Origin of the sequence: Microbacterium sp. CPCC 204701, assembly GCF_004010105.1 — a bacterium.
GTDB lineage: Bacteria > Actinomycetota > Actinomycetes > Actinomycetales > Microbacteriaceae > Microbacterium.
On the sequence record NZ_RRYE01000001.1, the window covers coordinates 1 to 16437 of the forward strand.

The following is a 16437-nucleotide window of genomic DNA, read 5'->3' on the forward strand; positions in this document are numbered from 1 at the left end:
CACCCACGCCGCGCGATGCACAGGGCCGCGCCGTCGTCGGGTGCGATGTCGAGGAGGCGCGCGAACACACGGCAGCGCCTCGGCCGCCGCCGGCACCGGCACCGCGACCGCGTGCGCCGCGGCCGAGCGGCTGATGGCAACCCTGGAGTGACCTCCGCTGCGGGGTGACCTGCGGCGGCGCGACCGGCAGACTATGCGCATGACCGGGACGCCGCGCTCGTGGGTGCTGCACGTCGACCTCGACCAGTTCATCGCTGCCGTGGAGGTGCTGCGGCGGCCCGAGCTCGCTGGGAAGCCGGTCATCGTGGGCGGACGGGGCGATCCGACCGAGCGGGCGGTCGTCTCGACCGCGTCGTACGAGGCGCGTGAGTACGGCGTCGGATCCGGGATGCCGCTGCGCATCGCCGCACGAAAGGTGCCGGACGCGGTGATCCTGCCGGTCGACGCCCCTACGTACCTCGCCGCCTCGGAGGCGGTCATGACCACGCTGCGGGCGCAGCCGGGAGCGGTCGTGCAGGTGCTCGGGTGGGACGAGGCGTTCGTCGGCGTCGAGACCGACGACCCGGAGGCCGACGCCCGCCGCATGCAGCAGGCAGTGCTGGACCGCACTCGGCTGCACTGCAGCATCGGGATCGGCGACACCCTGGTCCGCGCCAAGGTGGCGACCGGGTTCGGAAAGCCGCGCGGCGTGTTCCGGCTCACCGCTGAGAACTGGCTCGAGGTCATGGGCGAGCGACCCACCATCGACCTGTGGGGCGTCGGCTCGAAGGTCTCGAAGCGACTCGCGGCTCTCGGCATCCGCACCGTCTCAGAGCTCGCCGTCGCCGGCGACGACGAGCTGACGACCGAGTTCGGGCCCCGCATGGGCCTCTGGTACCGGCAGCTCGGCCGCGGCGACGGCTCGGCGGTCGTCGATGACACGCCCTGGGTGGCGCGCGGCCACAGCAAGGAGACCACGTTCCAGACGAACATCGTCGACCCCGCCGAGATCGAGGATGCGGCGCGGCGTCTGCTCGACGAGGTGCTCGACGAGGTCGCTGCCGACGACCGGCCGGTCGTGGGGCTCGGGCTGAAGGTGCGCTACGCGCCGTTCCTCACGAAGACGTTCACGAAGAAGATCCCCTCGACGTCCGACCGTGGCACCGTGATCGCCCGGGCGATGGAGCTCGTGGCGAAGATCGAGCCGGACCGGCCCATCCGCCTGCTCGGGATGCGGGCGGAGATGGCCATGCCCGAGGATGCACGGGAGGGGCACACGCCGACACGCGGGGGGTGGTGAGCGGCGGTCGCCAGGGCCCCCGGCCTCTGATCGTCACCGCGGCCAGCGATGCGGATCGCGCCAAAGAACTGATGCAGCGCGCACTACCCGAACGCGTCGACGCATACATCCGCCATCACCTGCACGATCCGGATCTCAGCCCGGCGAAGATCGCGGCTGCGAACGCGATCTCAGTCCGGAAGCTCTACCGCCTGTACGAGCACCGCAGTCTCGGCCTCAAAGCGTCGATCATCGAGCAGCGGCTCCTCGGGGCGCGCTCGGCGCTGGCCTCCACCGCTGCCCGCCGCGGGTCGATCGCCGATATCGCCGCCTCCTGGGGCTTCAGCAACCCGAGTTGCTTCACCGACCGATTTCGGAGGCGATTCGGCGTCACGCCACGCGAGTGGCGCGAGAAGAGTTCGTTCTCGTTCGACGCGGCGACCCGCGCACCAGACCTCGCCCTCGAGCCGCAGGCGACTTCAGCCGCCAGCGGGGCGAAGGTCAGGTCGACGCGACCGGGTCGCTGCCCCGCCGACCACCGAAGTCGGGGCACGCGGCGAGGACGTTGCCGATCGCCGTTGTCGTCGTGCCGCCGCCTCGGGCGTCACGCGGTCAGGCGGTGGCGATGAGGGCGAGCACGCCGGTAGCCACGAGGGTGGTGAGACCGGTCCAGATGACGATGGCGATGCCCTGCCACAGCAGCACCCAGCGCCTGCTCACTCCGGACGCGACGAGCATGGCCGAGGTGAACTGCGTCGGCAGGGCGAGGGGCCCCAGGAGGCTGGCCCCGGGGACGCCGAAGCGAACGAGAAAGCGGCGGAAGCGCTGGCGACCCTTCGACTCGGGTTTCGCCGGCTCGCCGGCGACGGAGTCCGGCTGCTCCTGGACCAAGACCGCGCCCCCGGACGCGACCGGAGCCTTTGCACGCGCTCGGCGCGCGATGATCGCCTCACGGGCGCGAGACCCGAACGTGACGACGGCGAACACCGACAGGAAATTGCCGGCGGCGGCGACGGCGAACGCGGCGACCGGGTTGAAGCCGGCCCAGACGCCGAGTGTGGCGGCGAGCTCACCCTCGAGGAACGGGACCATCGCGACGGCTCCGACGATGAGGAATTGGACGAGGTCGGGCACCTGCACGATCAGGTCCTGCAGGCTTTCGATGAAGTTGGATGTGGAGTTCATGATTCCTTCGTTCAGCTGCGAGGCAGCACGACGGCAGCCACGATGGCGTTGGTGATGACCGCGGTCATCGTTCGGGTGACGGCGGCGGCTGCCGCCTCGGCGCCCCATTCACCGCGCTCGAACTGCTTCGCGCGGGTGATGACAGGCGTGGTCCACGGGATCTCACGGTGCAGCGTCGGCATCGCGCCGCTCGCCGAGATCAGGGCGATGAGCGCTGCGGTGCGGGGGTCGGGTTCGGCGCGGTCGACGAGCACTGCGCGCGCTGCGGCGATGAGCTCCCCACGTCGAGCCGAACCGGGCGCGAGCGCCGTCGAGGGGATGAAGCCCAGCATCTTGTGATGCTGGCGCCGGATGTCCCCGCGCGCGACGAGCCGGTCGAGAACCGGCTGACGCAGCGAGGGACCGACGGCGGCGAGCACGGTCTGGACGTCGCGAGGCTTCTTCGCGATGTAGTCCCACGCTCCGCGAAGCAGGTCGTCGGCGGGCGGCGTCGCGTCGGCGCGGACGACGACGGACGCTATGCCTGATTCGTCGACGCCGACCTCGCCGCGCTGAGCGAGCTCGGCGAGCGCTGACGCCGCAAGCACGTAGAACAAGGTGTTCTCGCCCGAGATCGTGCCGGAATCCGGCTGAAACAGCATGAGCATGAGATCTTCGGCCAGAAGCGGACCCTCGGTCGCGGGGGTCGGCTTCGCCGCGATGGATGCCGGATCCTCGGCGTACTGCGATGGGTCGTGGTTCGACATGACTGCCTCTCGATAGGAGTTGACTGCCAGCACCGTTGCCTGATGAGAACGATTAGTACGATGTGCTAGTACGGTGTACCAACACAGTGTGCCAATAGGCTATTCCCGTCAGATCCGTCCCAGTCAAGGGAGGTGCGCCATCGACACCCGCACTCGCATCCTCAGGGCGGCGACCGAGATCCTTTACGAAGGCAACGGCGAAAGGCCCAGCGTGCGGGCAGTCGCCGCGCGCGCCGGGATCGGCGCCAGCACCCTACGGCACTACTTCCCCAGTCAACGCGCGCTCATGGACGCTCTGCTCACAGCCGTGTACGACGAGTCACTTTCCGACGAGCGCATCCGAGACACCTCAGCGCCCGCGCGTCGGCGGCTCATCGACTCGCTGTGGAGCATCCTCGACCCCGTCGCTTCGGTCACTGATGCTCGCGCGGTCTGGGACAGTGTGTTCTCGGCATTCATCGGGCCTTCTGCATCGGATCAATCCCGCGCGGGCTATCTCGTGCTCGAGCGCGAGGCCCTCCAACGCATCGAGGCATGGCTGGCGATTCTCGAAGCCGAAGGTGCGCTGAAGCCGGGCGACAACGCCGCCCGCGCCCGCTTCCTCCTCACCGTCGTCGACGGCCTGTCGATCGAGCGCGCGCTCGCAGCCTCGGGCTCACGAATCGAGGGTGAGCGCGCGACGCTCGCGTTCGCCGTCGACGCCGTCTTCGGGAACGCCGCTCCCGCCTGAGGTCTGCGTCGGCTGCCGACGCAGACGCGCCTGCGCCGAAGTGGGTTGCGTGGGCGCCGCGCCGGATCGTTCGTTCCAGAGACTCTTGCGCGCCGGGTGGATGCCGAAGCAGGAGGGAGCCGAAACCATGGGCTCAGGCGCTGGGGGTGTCAGCGGGTTCGCCCTCAGGTCATCTCTGAGCACGTCGTCCAGCCAGTCGAAGGCGCGCTGGCTGAACAAGGCGGCCGCACCCGCTTCGTCGTGCTCACCGGCTCCCTGCGCGTTTTCGAATTGGATGTACTCCTTCGGCGCAGCGAGAGCGTCGAACAGGTTCTGAGCGTCCGCGTTCCGGGGATCGTTCTCCCCAGTCGCCAGCAGCACCGGGCAGCGGATGTCCGCCGCGATACCCTCCAGCGTGAATGGCTTTGAGCTGCGCAGGTACTCCAGGGGAGTATCGCACCCGTGGGTCAGCATCCCGCGATCGAGGATGAAGGCCAGCTCCGGCGACGCGGCCATCTCCGCCCTCAGCGCCTTGTTCAGCGTTGCAGGCGATGTTCAGCGGTGGCGGCACGAGGGGCGAGGTACCCGCCCCAACTCCGTCCGAGGAGGGCGACGCGTCCGGCGTCTACGTCCGGCCGTGCCGTGAGCCAATCGACCTGCGGGGGTGACGACCGCTTCCCAGTCCGGCCGGAAGTACAGCCCGTGTTCGACGAGGGCTCCACCCCGCCCGGGTCCGTCCATCATCAGCACCGCGTAACCGCGACGCAGAGCGGCCGCACCGCCGGCGAAGTACATCTCCTCCATGGTGCCGTCGTATCCGCCGATCAGAATGAGCGTCGGAAAAGGTCCCGCCCCGTCAGGCTTGATGAAGTACGCGTCCAGGGGTGTTCCGTCAACGGAGATCCTGGTGCTCTCCGCGGGCCACTCCAGCAGATCTGCGGCTTTGCGGAACGCATCCCGCTGCCTTTCGTAGGCACTCACGAACCGCGGGTCCATGGGTGAGGCGAACATGAATATGCCCGCCGTCCGGTAATAAGTCACCGCGCGCAGGAACCCTTCGCGCGCGCTCACGGTTCGCCCCGCGGCGAGGCTTGCGAGGTCAAGGCGGAGGCGATCGGTGTCCGCTCGGCGTTGGAGTCCTCCGGTCTGGATCACGGACCGATTCAGCGTGCGCGAGAAAATGCGCTCCCTCGGGCTGGAGGCCCCGTCGGTAGCGTCGTTGGCGCGGATCTTCCGTGATGCGACGTGGCCCGGGCGGAGCCACGGAAGCCGCGGGCGTCGTCCGGCGGTTTGTGTATCCGGCGCCGAACGCGTGCTGGCAACTGCACGCGACCGAGTACGTCCGCGCCGGTGGTCGGAAGTGTGTGATCTTCCAGCTCATCGACGATCACTCCCGATACGCCGTGGCTTCCCACGTGGCCTGGGGTGAGACTTCCAAGGGCGCCATCAGCGTCGTGAAGAAGGCGATCGCCGCGCACGGCGTCCCGCAACCCCTGCTGTCCGACAACGGTCTCGTGCGGAACCCGTCACGTCGAGGCGTGCTTCCTCCAGTTCCGCGTGACTCCACTCTCTGTCGACCGCGTCACCGCGGGTCGCGCACCACGCCTCCAAACGGTCCGTCGCCTCCGCCAGTGGAAAGTCGTAGACCACATCCCACAGCCGGAGCAGTCCGCCCGGCCTGAGCAGCCGGCGCATCCGCTGCAGAGCGACCGCCTTCCACACGTCGGGAAGGTGATGAAGGGCAAACCGGGAATAGATGATGTCCACCGACGCATCCGCACCGTCGTACCCGAGAAATCCCGCCTCCACGATGACTACATTGCGCAGACCGGCAGTCTTACGCGCGAGCAGGCGCAGCATCGGCGGGGACGCATCGGCCGCGATCACTCTGCCGACGTATGGGGCGACTGCGATCGTGAATTGGCCCGTCCCGGGACCGAGCTCGAGCACCACCGACGCCCTTGGTCATTCCCAATGAGCACAACAACTCGACCTCGGCAACGGGGTCCGCGTCCATTTTTCCGTCGTACCGGGCAACGTGCTGCTCGTCGGATTCTCCCGCCCCGCATGGGAAACCTCATCGGGCATCCACGAGGCGGTATCCCTGCCCGCACCGGTTCCAATCCTCATTGATAAGGGGCGGCGCCGAAGCACGCTCACCCTCGCTGGACGTAGCTGTCTGCTACGGGCTGTGATGAAACGACGCCCTACGCGTGAGCTTACGGCCGCGGGGTTAAGTGCGGCGGGCGGAACGGTCGCCCACCTGCGACGGAGAGGTCGGACAGCGCCACGGTGTTGAGCGCGATGAAGACGTCCTCGGGATCGATATGCGCATTTCGGTCGAGGTTGTGTGCGATGGCTCTGTACAAGGCGTGCTTGATGAGCTCGGGGCGTTCTTTACCGACGGTGATCCGCACCATCACGAACCCATCGGATCTCGGTCCGCCAAGGAACGTGCGGTCGTAGATGAGTTCGTCACGCTGCTTCTGATGGACGATCTGAAATCGATCGTCGGTCGGGACGCCAAAGTGCTCGACGAGCGCATCGTGAACGCCGTCAGCGATTGCGCGGATGACCTCCGGCGAGCGTCCGTCAATCAGGGTGATATCAACTATGGGCATCGAGGCTCCTCATTTCCTGCACGTCGGACCGGAACCGCGCTGCGATCATCGAGAGGTTCCAATTTCATCTAGTGGCACGCCCTTGGTCTCCTTGATGACGAAGGCCGCGATGATTGCCAGCGCGCCGAGGCCCATCAGGTAGACGTGGAAGATCCATTCAAGCCCGATGGAACTAAACCAGGTGTTCAAGTACGGGGCCGTACCTCCGAACAGAGCCGCGGACATTGAGGAGACCAGACCCACGGTACGGGCGCGAGCAAAGGTGGGCACTTGCTCCGAGAGTATCGCCGGAAACATGCCCACGATCAGGCACCAAACCAACAGACCGATCAGCTGTGAGACGAACAGTGTCCAGGGTTGAGCGCCGAGGATCATACTGACTGGGATCACTGCCAGGACCACTCCGACGCCATAGATGGCGAGCATTCGTTTGCGGCCGAACTTGTCCGCCATGAGCCCACATATCGGTATCCAGAAGACCGCGATAGCCTGAGCGAGAAGGCTGGCGATATACGCGCCCTGGGGGTCCATGCCTTTGGCGGCGATCGCGAATGCCGGGGGGAAAGCAACCCACATGTAGAACCCGACTTGCGCGAAGGCGGCGATCATGACGATGCGCGCGGAGATACGAAGAATCTCGCGACGGGTCATCGCACGCACCTCCGGTCCAACCCCCGTGAATACTTTCTCAAAGACGTCGCTCTCGCCGGCGCGGCGCCGCAGGATCATTGCGTATATGCCCAGCACACCACCGATCGCGAAGCCTACCCGCCATCCCCAGGTCTCCATGTCCTCAGTGCTCAACACCGATGTCAGCACCGCCGCAAGTCCGGTTGCAGCCATGACCCCGATCAGCACGCTGACGAAGATTGAGCTGGACCAAAAGGCGCGCTTCTCCGGCGGCGCGAGTTCGGCGCTATAGGTGTACGCAACCCCGGTCTCGCCGCCGTAGGCAAGCCCTTGGAGCAAGCGCCAGAGCAGCAGAAGCGCTGATGCCCAGACGCCGATGGCCTCGAAACTGGGAGTCGCCGCGATCGCAACGGACGTGAACGCGAGCAACAGCATGGTGGCTACCATTGCGACCTTGCGGCCGCGACGATCCCCGAGCCAGCCGAAAAACCACCCGCCAAGCGGGCGCATCAGGAACCCGACCGCGAAGATTGCGAACGTTGACAGCAGCGCCGAGGTCGCATCGCTGGAGTCGAAGAGCTGCAACGCCAGGTAGGCGGAGAAAGTAGTGTACAACGTCCAGTCGAACCACTCGAGCGCGTTCCCGATTGCCGTTGCCCGCAAGGATCTGCGGCGTTCGGCGAGGGTGTGCGCGACGTTCGTAGATGGTGACAACTTTGTCATCATATTCCTTTCAGAGGTTTACAGTGGTCGTGGAGTTTGAGTGTTATGTCGCGGGTTCGGTCGTAGAAGAACCAGCGGACATATTCAGCTGAGGATCGTCACGCCGTCCTCGGCCAGCAATCGGTTCGGCGAAGACAAGCGCCCCCGACTCGATATACTGAGCGATCGTGTCTGAGGAGTAACCGAGTTCGAGCAGAACGCTTTGGTTGTGTTCCCCGCGATATGCCACCACCTGGCTGCCGTCTTCGACGATCTGTTCGTCAAATTTCCAGGGGCGCCCTGGAATGCTGATCTGCTCGCCTTTGCGGTCTAGGACGTGACGGATAACCGGCCAGTTCTTCGCCCAGGCGGTTCCCGCAAATTCCCGCAATGTCCGCACCTGTCCGCTCGCGATTCGCGCTTCATCGAGTTGCGCATCCAGCGCGGCCATGTTGGGGAACGTGCGAATCCAGTCTTGGACAATACGGTGCAGATCGGGGAAGTGCTGCTCACGGAGTTCCGGTGTGCGGAAGCGAGGATCTTCCGCAAGGTCTGGGCGACGCATGGCGGCGACATAGAAGGGGAAGGTGGCACTTCCCACCAAGCTCATCGGACTCGCGAAACGCTCGCCGCCGGGCCCACTGAAGAATGGGCCATCCGTCGCTCCCAGAATCGGTCGTTCCGCGCCTAGGTCGACATCCGACAGGTCCGCGTGGACACGCTCATTGATCGAGACCATCACGGCAGCCATCGCGATGTCGATATAGCGGCCCCGACCGGTTCGTTCGCGATCAGCTAATCCTGCGAGGATGGCGATGGTTGCATGCAGACCTGCATAGATATCTGCGTGAGAAAGCGCATCGCTGACGTCGGAGAGGCCGAACTGGGCGGCGGCGTTTGCTGTAATGCCTGTCTCGGCCTGGATCGTGGGCGCGTAAGCGGATCGGCTACGCCAGGGGCCATGCTGGCCGTATCCACTGATAGACGCGTAGACAACGCGCGGGTTGCGCGTAGCGACAGTGTTGTAGTCGAGGTCGAATGCTCCGAGCGCTCCGGGACGAAAGTTCTCGATGATCACGTCCGCTCGCTCGCAGAGATCTCCAGCGATCTGCCGCGCTCCGGGAACGTTGAGGTCGATACTGATGTTGCGTTTGCCAGCGTTCTGCTGAGCGTAGTATCCGGAGATCTCGCCGTCACCAGGAAAGGCTTTGCGCGAAAGATCGCCGCTGGGTGGTTCGATCTTTATAACGTCGGCTCCCAGATCGCGGAGAGTCATCGCGCAATGTGGGCCAGCGAGAACGCGGGAGAAGTCGACGACGCGGATCCCTGTCAAAGGAAGTTCGTGGGTCATGGTTAACGTCCTTCGAACTTGGCCTGGCCAATGCCGTTGTCCCGGTACGAGATGACACCGGTGACGAAGTCATCCGAACGGAAGACAGCCCGCTGCGCCTCCGCCATGCCGCGGTCTGCCGCAGCGATGCCCTCATTGACGGCAAGGTTCACGAGGTGCTTCGTGGCCGTGTTCGCGAGTGCGGGGCCATGGGCGAGTTCTTGAGCGATGACCGAAACCGTGGTATCCAGCTCTTCTTCCGGGACGACCCTGTTGATCACATTCCACCTCTCGAGAGTCTCCGCGTCGTACCGACGCCCAAGAAGTGTGATCTCTTTGGCTCGAGTGGCTCCCGCGCGTTGAGTCAAACGCTGGACGGCACCCATCAACGGCTGCAGACCCACCGTCACCTCAACGGACCCGATCTTCGCGGATGAGGAAGCGACGATCAGATCACAAGCCAAGGCTAATTCGAAACCCCCGCCGACTGCCGTGCCGTTGACGGCGGCGACGATCGGAGCAGGATGCTGTTCGAATGCTCCGAGTAGCTCGATAAGGGGCCACTCCAACGTCTCGCTCTCGCGCGTGTCGGCGAGCATTGCATCTAAGTCTGCGCCAGCCGAGAAATGACGCAGGTCGCTGCGAAGGATGACCGCACGGGCACCGCCAGCTCGTGCCTCATCGAGAGCCGCGATGAGCGCTAGCATGAGGGGCCTATCGAGAAGGTTGTAAGGGCGGGCCTTCATCGACAGCACCGCGACCGCACCGTCGAAGGTCACCGAGACCAGCTCATCCGCAAGGTGGGAAGAAATCATAGTGGTCCTATCAATCGAAATTCACTGGGAGGGAAGATTCAGGAGGGCTTCGGTCTCCGTAACTGAGGCAAGACTGAGACCAAGAGAGTCAGCCAACCCCACCGTGCGTTCCACGAGCGGGAGGTTGCCTTCGCTGAGCAGTCCGCGCTGGAGATAGAGTGTGTCTTCGAGACCTGCTCGGGCATTCCCTCCGAGCGCCAAACCAATCGCGGTAAGTTCCCTGTTCGCGCGACCGATAGCGATTACCTGCCAGACCGCGCCGTCGGGGATGCGCCGGACCATGGTCAGGAGGTTGTCGGCAGTCGCCGCCATCCCGCCTTGGACGCCGAGAACAATCGAGAACTGCATCGGCGTGTCGTCGAGCAGCCCCTTGTCTCGCAGACGCAGGCATGCATCCAGATGTCCGGTGTCATAGATCTCGAGTTCCGGCTTCACCCCGAGTTCCCGCATTCGTGCTGCGAGACGCTCGACATCGGCGGGAGGGTTTCGGAACTCCGCTCCGCCAAAACTCATCGAGCAGGGATTCAGGGTCGCCATTCGTGGGCGCAACTCCACCAGCGCCTCCCTCGCTTCAAAAGGGACATCCAGCCCAACCCCGGTCGATACCTGGATCAGGATCGGACACCGCTCGCTGATTAGGTCCATGGTTTGCCGCGCGACACCCAAGTCCGCAGTCGGACGGTCAGAAGAATCCCGGAAGTGCAAATGCGCGACGGCCGCACCAGCCTGGTATGCCCTATGAACCTCGTCAGCGATTTCCTCTGGCTGAATCGGCAAGTGCGGATTGTCCTTCTTGGTGGCGATCGGCCCGGTAGGGGCCACTGTCAGCACGATTCCCAATACTGCGCCTTTCTAATCGACTCTGATCAGAGTGCATCTTCACCGCTTGCTCAGCCGGTCTCCTGCGACCATAAGTGCTCTCAAACCGGAAGTCAACAAAATCTATAGATTCTCTAAGATGGTGTCTGGCAGAATCGGAGGTGTGACCACGAAAAAAACCTCGGCCTCTCACGCGGACACCGTCGAGACGGCCCTGCGCCACGCCATCATCGCGGCGGAGTACGAGCCAGGACAACGGTTGTCCGCGGAGGCGCTGGCCGTGAGGTTTCAGGTCAGTGCGACACCGGTTCGAGAGGCCCTCGCGCGGCTAGCGGGCGACGGCCTGGTCACATCTCAGCCACAGCGCGGAGTACGCGTCGCCTCGCTGTCACTGTCGGAGATGGAGGAGATCTATGAGGTGCGTTCACTGATCGAACCCCTTGCGATCGAGCGTTCCGTGCAGCACATGGATGAGGATGCGAAGGCCGAGGTCGTTTCACGGTACGAACGCATGATACAGAGGGGCGACAGCAGAACTAGGGAGCTGGATGCAGGGCAGTACGCAGCTTACGAAGAGGCCCACCTGGCTTTTCACCACGCCACGCTCAGCAGATGCGGATCATCGTGGCTGCTGCGTCTGTCCAGACTCCTAAGCGACCATTCGCTACGCTACCGATACGCCTCTACTCAGTCGTTGCAACGATACGAGACGATCACCGAGGAACATGCGGAAATCCTCGCAGGGTGCCTCGCCTCAGATGCCGATCGCGCACGAGAAGCTCAGCAAACGCACCTCGATAACACTCGAATCGCCCTACGCCAACTTCTCGCTTCCGAAGGCCCCTTCTCTGCGGTGTCGCCCAATGAGCCGACGAACAACACCAGGGGGACTGCCGCACGGATAGGTGACACCTGAGTTGGCTTGCCTGGGAGGGCGGCCTGGAAGGATGTCATCGTGCCCAAGCCTTATCCCCGTGAGTTCCGTGACGATGTGGTGCGCGTCGCTTGGAACCGTGAGCCTCGTGTGACGGTCGAGAAGATCGCGACCGATTTCGGTGTGCACCCGATGACGTTGCGGAAGTGGTTGCAGCGCGCGGCCGTGGACGATGGATTCAAGCCTGGACTGAGCGGCACCGAGTCGGCGGAGCTGCGGGAGGCGCGTTAGCGGATCCGTTTTCTCCCGGCTGAACGGCATGAAGAATGCCACGGATGCCGGCGTTGTCACCCAAGACGACTTCGTCCGGGCGCCGACCGCCGGGCGGTGCGGCGTCCCTCCTCTATGGCCGGTCTCCTCTCTAAGGCCGGTCTCCTCGGAAGCGATCGCTCGCAACGCTTGCTGGCGGTTGGGCTTCAGCCCCGCACTAGGGCGAGGACCGTCCGGAGGAGCACGCTCGCCCCCCGCACCACATCGTCATCGCGGGTGTACTCGGCAGGGCTATGGCTGCGCCCCCCGACGCTCGGAACGAAGATCATCCCCGTCGGCGCGATCAAGGCCATGTTCTGAGCGTCGTGGCCCGCACCGGATCGGATGTCGATCGCATCCAGGCCAAGGCCCGCGGCGGCACCTGCAATCGCCCCACGCACGGCGTCGTTCATCCGCGCTCCCGGCACCGTCTCCTCGAATTCGATCTCCACGCCGACTCCCCGCCGCGAGGCGATCTCCGATGCCGACGCGGCGATCCGATTTCCGAGATCGATGGCCCGTTCGAGCTCCACGTCGCGAAAGTCGACAGACACCTCGGCGCCGCCCGGGACGATGTTCGAGCCGGCTGGGTCAAAGCGCATGATGCCCGTGGTCACCACCGCATCGGCGCTTGTCGCGCTCGCGAGCGCGGGAAGCGCGACGGCGAACTCCGACGCAGCCAGCCCGGCGTCCTGACGCCGATCGAGCGGAGTCGTCCCGGCGTGGTCGGCACGCCCCCTGAACCGCACTGTGCCGCCGCCGATTGCGACGATGCCCGTCACGACTCCGATCGGCACACCGCTCGCTTCGAGGAGTGAACCCTGCTCGATGTGCAGCTCGACGTACGCCGCCACACCCTCGGGCGGGGGGCCTACGGCAGCGGCATCCGCGAGCGACACCGTGAGCGCCGATGGAAGGGCCTCGGCGAGCCGCGCGCCGTCCCGGCCGATCATGGCTTCGAGCTGGTCGACTCCGAACCCACGCGCGATCGCGCTCGATCCGAAGAGATGCGCGAAGCTGCCCTCCTCATCGGAGAATGACACAGCGCGAACCGGGCGCGTGAGTCCAGTGCCCGCCTCGTGAAGAGTCCGCAGCACCTCGATCGCGGCGATGACGCCCAGCGCGCCGTCGAACGCGCCGCCGTCCGGGACGGCGTCGATGTGCGATCCCGTCCAGACTGCAGGGTGATGTGCGATGCCCTCCTCCAGTCGGGGCGAGGAGACGAAGATGTTGCCGACGGCGTCGGTCATCACCTCCAGCCCCGCCTCAGCGCACCGGCCGGCGAGCCATTCCCGAGCGGTCGCATCCGCGGCCGAGAATGACGCGCGGTCGATGCCGCCGCCGGCGTTCCGCCCGAAGACGGAGAGGTCGCGGAGGTCGGCGAGGAGGCGCTCCGCGTTCACAACGAGGTCGTGAAACGTCATCCCTTCACCAGCGCCGGGACCTTCGCACGGTCGAGGAAGCCGGCGTCGGCGACCGCGTCGAGGTAGGACCGCCAATGCGACTGCGCCTCGAAGACTGCCGCGAGACGCTCACGCGCTTCGCCGTCCCGGCCGGCGCGTGCAAGAAGCACGCCGTTCCAGAACGCGGCCTCGAGGTTGTCACCGAGGACGTCCTGCGCGGCGTCGAGTGCTGCCACGGCCGCTGCGAGCTCGGCATCCGTCACATCGACATAGTCGCCGATCATGATGCGCGGCGCGAACATCACCGAGCCGATCCGGTCGAATGCGCCACTGAGCTCGGCGAGGCGGGTGATTTCGGTGACGGGGTCGGGATGATCGTCGACGCGCAGGTCGAGAGACGTCTCCTCCCACAGCGGGCCCCGGCGGCCGGACACGATCTTGAGGACGGCCGACTGTGATCCGCGGGCGTCGCCCCCGGCATCCTCCCCCGCGCGCAGCGCGATCAGCAGGCGCCGCGCGAACGGTTCACCCGCGGCCCTCTGGTACGCCGCGAGGATTGCGGGCACGACGTCGTCGTTCGCGAGCATGTTGCCCTGCACTGACACCTGGTCGCCGGTCAGGGCGCCTGCGGAGCGTACGCACTTGTCGCCCGTGAAGTTGCCGACGACGCCGTTGGCGTCGATCGCCGCGACCTGGCGGAAGCCGGGCTGGTCGTCATCGGAGATGAGTGCGCGCACGGCATCGTCTGCCGCGACGCCGTCCCGCAGCAGGGCGAGCCCCCGCGGACCGAGGCCGACGTTCACGAACGCCTGCGTCGCGACGGCACCGACGCCCGGCTCGAGCCAGCCGACGAGGCGACCGACGCCGAAGAAGTGCGTCTCGCAGGCGAGGCCGAAGGCCCCCGATTCGGGGTCGCGGGCGATGATCGAGTAGGTCATGCGTGAGCTCCTGTGGTGTGCGCTCCGACGAGCTCGCGCTCCGGCAGCTCGTCACGGTACAGTTCGCCGCCCTTGGCGACGAACATGATGCTCTTGAGAGCGGTGATGTCGGCGGTGGGGTCGCCATCGACGACGAGCAAGTCCGCGCTCTTGCCGACCTCGAGAGTGCCCGTGACGTCGAGGACGTCGGCGTTGACGGCGCCGTCCCGCGTCGCTGACAGCAGCGCGCGCGTCGGTGTCAGGCCGATCTGCACCATCTCGATGAGTTCATCGACCAGCCCGTCGTGCGGATTGAACGGCGTACCGGAGTCCGTTCCCGCCGCGATGTGCATGCCGGCCTGAACGGCGGCCCGGAACATCGTTCGGCTGCGCTCCATCTCGGTGCCGGCCTTGTCGACGATCCACGCGGGGGTGCCGCCGGCCTCGCCCTCGGTCACAATCCCGCCGACGGCGGAAAGGGTCGGGACAAGGAAGGTGCCGCGTTCGATGGCGAGGGCGAAGAGCTCTTCGTCGAGGTGGAAGCCGTGCTCGATCGTGTCGACGCCAGCGAGAATCGCGTTCTCGATCCCTTCGCGGCCGATCGCATGCGTGGAAACCCGCCGTCCGGCATGGTGCGCCTCCTCGACGATCACGGCGAGCTCCTCCCGGAGGAGCGCCGTCTGCGTCGGCTTGACGCCCGAAGTCAGCACGCCGCCGGTCGCCATGGCTTTGATGAACTTCGCACCCCGCTTGAGCTCACCGCGCACGGCGGCACGCACGGCGTCGACCCCGTCGGCCTCGACGCCCATGAAGTAACCGTGTCCGCCGGTCATCGTGATGACGCGACCTGCCGCCACGACGTGCGGTCCGGGCACGACGCCCGCATCGATCGCCCGGCCCAGGTCGATCACGACGTTGTCGGACGCGCCGCAGTCCTTCACCGTCGTGATGCCCGCACGCAGCGAGATGAGCGCATTCGCCGACGCCCGCAGCGCCGCCGTGGTCGTCGAGTCATCGCGCACCTGCGCCGCGAGATCCGCGGCGCCGTCATTGGCGAGGTGGACGTGAGCGTTGATGAGGCCCGGCATGACGGTCCGGCCGGCGGCATCGCGAACGACATCCGCATTCGGAGCCGCCTCGTCGGGGCCGATCCATGCGAGGCGACCGCCGTCGACGAGCACCGACCACGCTCCGGTGCGGAGGTTGCCGTCGACGCCGTCGAAGAGGCGCGCGTTGCGCAGCAGCCAGCTAGTCATGCGCGGATGAAGTCCGACACGACGTCGAGGTAGGCCTGCTGCTCCTCGCGGGCGAAGGGTTCGTGACCGCTCTCCTCGAACAGAACGAATTTCGCGTTCGAGATGGCGGCGGCGATCCGCTCACCCTGGCTCGGCGGCGTCACCCAATCGTAGGTGCTGGAGAGGACGAGGGTAGGAACGTCGATCTGAGCCAGACCGGCCAGCGCGTCGTACTTCGGGATCTCGTTGGCCATCATGTACTGGGAGACCTCGAACTTGCCGCGGCTGCGCGCCGACAGCTGGTCGAGAACCTCCTGATCGGGGTTGCGGAAGTAGAGGGGGTAGCAGCGCTTCCACCAAGCCTCGTACTCCTCCTGGTTGGTTATGCCGCCCTCGAAGAGCTCGCGGAACACCTCCTTCTGCTCCGGCGTCGCGATGCGCATCGCAATCTCCTGCGCCTCCTCCCAGAAGCCGTAGTCGGGAGCCGTGTGCGACAGGATGAGCTTGGACAGCGACTTCGGGTGCCGCTGGGCGTAGACCTGCCCCACCATGCCGCCGAATGAATGTCCGAGGAACATGATTCTGCCGAGACCCAGGTAGTGACGCAGCGCCTCGACGTCGTCGGCGATCTGTTCGATCGTGTAGGTCTCCAGTGGTGCGGTCGAGGAGAAGCCGGTGCCGCGGTGGTCGATGAAGACGACCTGCGCGACTTCCCCGAGTGGGTCGAGCCAGGGGCGGAAGTAACTGTGGTCGGCGCCCGGACCGCCGTGCTGGACGAACAGGACCGGCTTCTCCCGGTCACCGGCGAAGTCGACGGAAAGCCCGGACGAGATGACGTCGAAATAGAGGTCGACGCCGTTCACGTTTGCATACATGAGACTCCT

Annotated in this window: 19 protein-coding genes and 2 pseudogenes; 7 read left to right on the forward strand and 14 right to left on the reverse strand. The window is 65.8% G+C overall.

Annotation, left to right across the window (positions count from 1 at the left end; genetic code table 11):
* The first annotated feature begins 199 nt into the window (after window positions 1–199).
* Window positions 200–1279: a DNA polymerase IV gene (locus tag EIO58_RS00005; protein ID WP_205789040.1), complete on the forward strand. Its 1080-nt coding sequence runs from the start codon at window positions 200–202 to the stop codon at window positions 1277–1279.
* A gap of 71 nt (window positions 1280–1350) precedes the next feature.
* On the forward strand, window positions 1351–1887 hold the full coding sequence (locus tag EIO58_RS19570) for a helix-turn-helix domain-containing protein (RefSeq protein ID WP_127817644.1): 537 nt from the start codon (window positions 1351–1353) through the stop codon (window positions 1885–1887).
* Here the strand turns inward: EIO58_RS19570 and EIO58_RS00015 are convergent.
* Together EIO58_RS00015 and EIO58_RS00020 are read right to left on the reverse strand one after the other, a co-directional pair.
* On the reverse strand, window positions 1871–2443 hold the full coding sequence (locus tag EIO58_RS00015; RefSeq protein WP_127817645.1) for a small multidrug efflux protein: 573 nt from the start codon (window positions 2441–2443) through the stop codon (window positions 1871–1873). The genes EIO58_RS19570 and EIO58_RS00015 overlap by 17 nt on opposite strands.
* A gap of 11 nt (window positions 2444–2454) precedes the next feature.
* On the reverse strand, window positions 2455–3189 hold the full coding sequence (locus tag EIO58_RS00020; protein WP_127817646.1) for a GOLPH3/VPS74 family protein: 735 nt from the start codon (window positions 3187–3189) through the stop codon (window positions 2455–2457).
* A gap of 88 nt (window positions 3190–3277) precedes the next feature.
* Between EIO58_RS00020 and EIO58_RS19575 the strand changes: the two are divergent.
* Window positions 3278–3475, forward strand: a pseudogene (locus tag EIO58_RS19575) (TetR/AcrR family transcriptional regulator); the annotation flags it as partial.
* A complete protein-coding gene (locus EIO58_RS00025) occupies window positions 3476–3919 on the forward strand; it encodes a hypothetical protein (RefSeq protein WP_240658497.1) in 444 nt (147 codons plus the stop codon). It begins immediately after the preceding pseudogene.
* Here EIO58_RS00025 and EIO58_RS00030 read toward each other — a convergent pair.
* Window positions 3845–4414: an alpha/beta hydrolase family protein gene (locus tag EIO58_RS00030; protein WP_127817648.1), complete on the reverse strand. Its 570-nt coding sequence runs from the start codon at window positions 4412–4414 to the stop codon at window positions 3845–3847. The two genes, EIO58_RS00025 and EIO58_RS00030, sit on opposite strands and share 75 nt — an antisense overlap.
* Window positions 4415–4453: 39 nt before the next feature.
* The gene (locus EIO58_RS19210) at window positions 4454–4969 is read right to left on the reverse strand and encodes an alpha/beta hydrolase family protein (RefSeq protein WP_240658498.1); all 516 of its coding nucleotides are present in this window, start codon (window positions 4967–4969) and stop codon (window positions 4454–4456) included.
* A 167-nt stretch (window positions 4970–5136) separates the two neighbouring features.
* On the opposite strand from EIO58_RS19210, the gene EIO58_RS19580 reads away from it, so the two are divergent.
* Window positions 5137–5580, forward strand: a complete 444-nt coding sequence (locus EIO58_RS19580; protein ID WP_446723851.1) for a DDE-type integrase/transposase/recombinase — start codon at window positions 5137–5139, stop codon at window positions 5578–5580.
* Here EIO58_RS19580 and EIO58_RS00045 read toward each other — a convergent pair.
* From EIO58_RS00045 to EIO58_RS00070, 6 genes and pseudogenes are all read right to left on the reverse strand, one after another.
* Window positions 5510–5851, reverse strand: a pseudogene (locus tag EIO58_RS00045) (class I SAM-dependent methyltransferase); the annotation flags it as partial. The gene EIO58_RS19580 and the pseudogene EIO58_RS00045 overlap by 71 nt on opposite strands.
* Window positions 5852–6117: 266 nt before the next feature.
* Complete coding sequence (locus EIO58_RS00050) at window positions 6118–6519, reverse strand: tautomerase family protein (RefSeq protein ID WP_127817651.1); 402 nt, start codon at window positions 6517–6519, stop codon at window positions 6118–6120.
* Window positions 6520–6564: 45 nt separating this feature from the next.
* A complete protein-coding gene (locus tag EIO58_RS00055) occupies window positions 6565–7872 on the reverse strand; it encodes an MFS transporter (protein WP_127817652.1) in 1308 nt (435 codons plus the stop codon).
* A gap of 43 nt (window positions 7873–7915) precedes the next feature.
* Window positions 7916–9202: a CaiB/BaiF CoA transferase family protein gene (locus EIO58_RS00060; protein WP_127817653.1), complete on the reverse strand. Its 1287-nt coding sequence runs from the start codon at window positions 9200–9202 to the stop codon at window positions 7916–7918.
* A gap of 2 nt (window positions 9203–9204) precedes the next feature.
* A complete protein-coding gene (locus EIO58_RS00065; protein WP_127817654.1) occupies window positions 9205–9996 on the reverse strand; it encodes an enoyl-CoA hydratase/isomerase family protein in 792 nt (263 codons plus the stop codon).
* 21 nt (window positions 9997–10017) lie between these two features.
* Window positions 10018–10827, reverse strand: coding sequence for a 3-keto-5-aminohexanoate cleavage protein (locus tag EIO58_RS00070; protein ID WP_240658502.1), 810 nt, complete (start codon window positions 10825–10827; stop codon window positions 10018–10020).
* 151 nt (window positions 10828–10978) lie between these two features.
* Between EIO58_RS00070 and EIO58_RS00075 the strand changes: the two genes are divergently transcribed.
* Both EIO58_RS00075 and EIO58_RS00080 read left to right on the forward strand, forming a co-directional pair.
* Window positions 10979–11731: a GntR family transcriptional regulator gene (locus EIO58_RS00075; protein ID WP_164861429.1), complete on the forward strand. Its 753-nt coding sequence runs from the start codon at window positions 10979–10981 to the stop codon at window positions 11729–11731.
* A gap of 39 nt (window positions 11732–11770) precedes the next feature.
* The gene (locus tag EIO58_RS00080) at window positions 11771–11980 is read left to right on the forward strand and encodes a transposase (protein WP_127817657.1); all 210 of its coding nucleotides are present in this window, start codon (window positions 11771–11773) and stop codon (window positions 11978–11980) included.
* A gap of 185 nt (window positions 11981–12165) precedes the next feature.
* On the opposite strand, the gene EIO58_RS00085 is transcribed toward EIO58_RS00080, so the two are convergent.
* The 4 genes from EIO58_RS00085 to EIO58_RS00100 are packed head-to-tail and all read right to left on the reverse strand — an operon-like array spanning window position 12166 to window position 16428.
* Window positions 12166–13422 carry a M20 family metallo-hydrolase gene (locus EIO58_RS00085; protein ID WP_127817658.1) on the reverse strand — a complete coding sequence of 419 codons (1257 nt, stop codon included), beginning with the start codon at window positions 13420–13422 and terminating at the stop codon, window positions 12166–12168.
* Window positions 13419–14339 (reverse strand): DUF1028 domain-containing protein, encoded by a 921-nt coding sequence (locus EIO58_RS00090; RefSeq protein ID WP_127817659.1) that lies wholly within the window; start codon window positions 14337–14339, stop codon window positions 13419–13421. Before EIO58_RS00090 ends, EIO58_RS00085 begins: the two co-directional genes overlap by 4 nt.
* Window positions 14336–15574 carry a metal-dependent hydrolase family protein gene (locus EIO58_RS00095; RefSeq protein WP_127817660.1) on the reverse strand — a complete coding sequence of 413 codons (1239 nt, stop codon included), beginning with the start codon at window positions 15572–15574 and terminating at the stop codon, window positions 14336–14338. Before EIO58_RS00095 ends, EIO58_RS00090 begins: the two co-directional genes overlap by 4 nt.
* The gene (locus tag EIO58_RS00100; protein ID WP_127817661.1) at window positions 15571–16428 is read right to left on the reverse strand and encodes an alpha/beta fold hydrolase; all 858 of its coding nucleotides are present in this window, start codon (window positions 16426–16428) and stop codon (window positions 15571–15573) included. The genes EIO58_RS00095 and EIO58_RS00100 overlap by 4 nt, the downstream gene beginning before the upstream one ends.
* Window positions 16429–16437 lie beyond the last annotated feature (9 nt).

Excerpts from the sequence above, each read along its gene's own strand:
- EIO58_RS00005 (WP_205789040.1), top strand. The coding sequence starts at position 200 with ATGACCGGGACGCCGCGCTCGTGGGTGCTGCACGTCGACCTCGACCAG.
- EIO58_RS19570 (WP_127817644.1), top strand. The coding sequence starts at position 1,351 with ATGCAGCGCGCACTACCCGAACGCGTCGACGCATACATCCGCCATCAC.
- EIO58_RS00015 (WP_127817645.1), bottom strand. The coding sequence starts at position 2,443 with ATGAACTCCACATCCAACTTCATCGAAAGCCTGCAGGACCTGATCGTG.
- EIO58_RS00020 (WP_127817646.1), bottom strand. The coding sequence starts at position 3,189 with ATGTCGAACCACGACCCATCGCAGTACGCCGAGGATCCGGCATCCATC.
- EIO58_RS00025 (WP_240658497.1), top strand. The coding sequence starts at position 3,476 with ATGGACGCTCTGCTCACAGCCGTGTACGACGAGTCACTTTCCGACGAG.
- EIO58_RS00030 (WP_127817648.1), bottom strand. The coding sequence starts at position 4,414 with ATGGCCGCGTCGCCGGAGCTGGCCTTCATCCTCGATCGCGGGATGCTG.
- EIO58_RS19580 (WP_446723851.1), top strand. The coding sequence starts at position 5,137 with ATGCGACGTGGCCCGGGCGGAGCCACGGAAGCCGCGGGCGTCGTCCGG.
- EIO58_RS00050 (WP_127817651.1), bottom strand. The coding sequence starts at position 6,519 with ATGCCCATAGTTGATATCACCCTGATTGACGGACGCTCGCCGGAGGTC.
- EIO58_RS00055 (WP_127817652.1), bottom strand. The coding sequence starts at position 7,872 with ATGACAAAGTTGTCACCATCTACGAACGTCGCGCACACCCTCGCCGAA.
- EIO58_RS00060 (WP_127817653.1), bottom strand. The coding sequence starts at position 9,202 with ATGACCCACGAACTTCCTTTGACAGGGATCCGCGTCGTCGACTTCTCC.
- EIO58_RS00065 (WP_127817654.1), bottom strand. The coding sequence starts at position 9,996 with ATGATTTCTTCCCACCTTGCGGATGAGCTGGTCTCGGTGACCTTCGAC.
- EIO58_RS00085 (WP_127817658.1), bottom strand. The coding sequence starts at position 13,422 with ATGACGTTTCACGACCTCGTTGTGAACGCGGAGCGCCTCCTCGCCGAC.
- EIO58_RS00090 (WP_127817659.1), bottom strand. The coding sequence starts at position 14,339 with ATGACCTACTCGATCATCGCCCGCGACCCCGAATCGGGGGCCTTCGGC.
- EIO58_RS00095 (WP_127817660.1), bottom strand. The coding sequence starts at position 15,574 with ATGACTAGCTGGCTGCTGCGCAACGCGCGCCTCTTCGACGGCGTCGAC.
- EIO58_RS00100 (WP_127817661.1), bottom strand. The coding sequence starts at position 16,428 with ATGTATGCAAACGTGAACGGCGTCGACCTCTATTTCGACGTCATCTCG.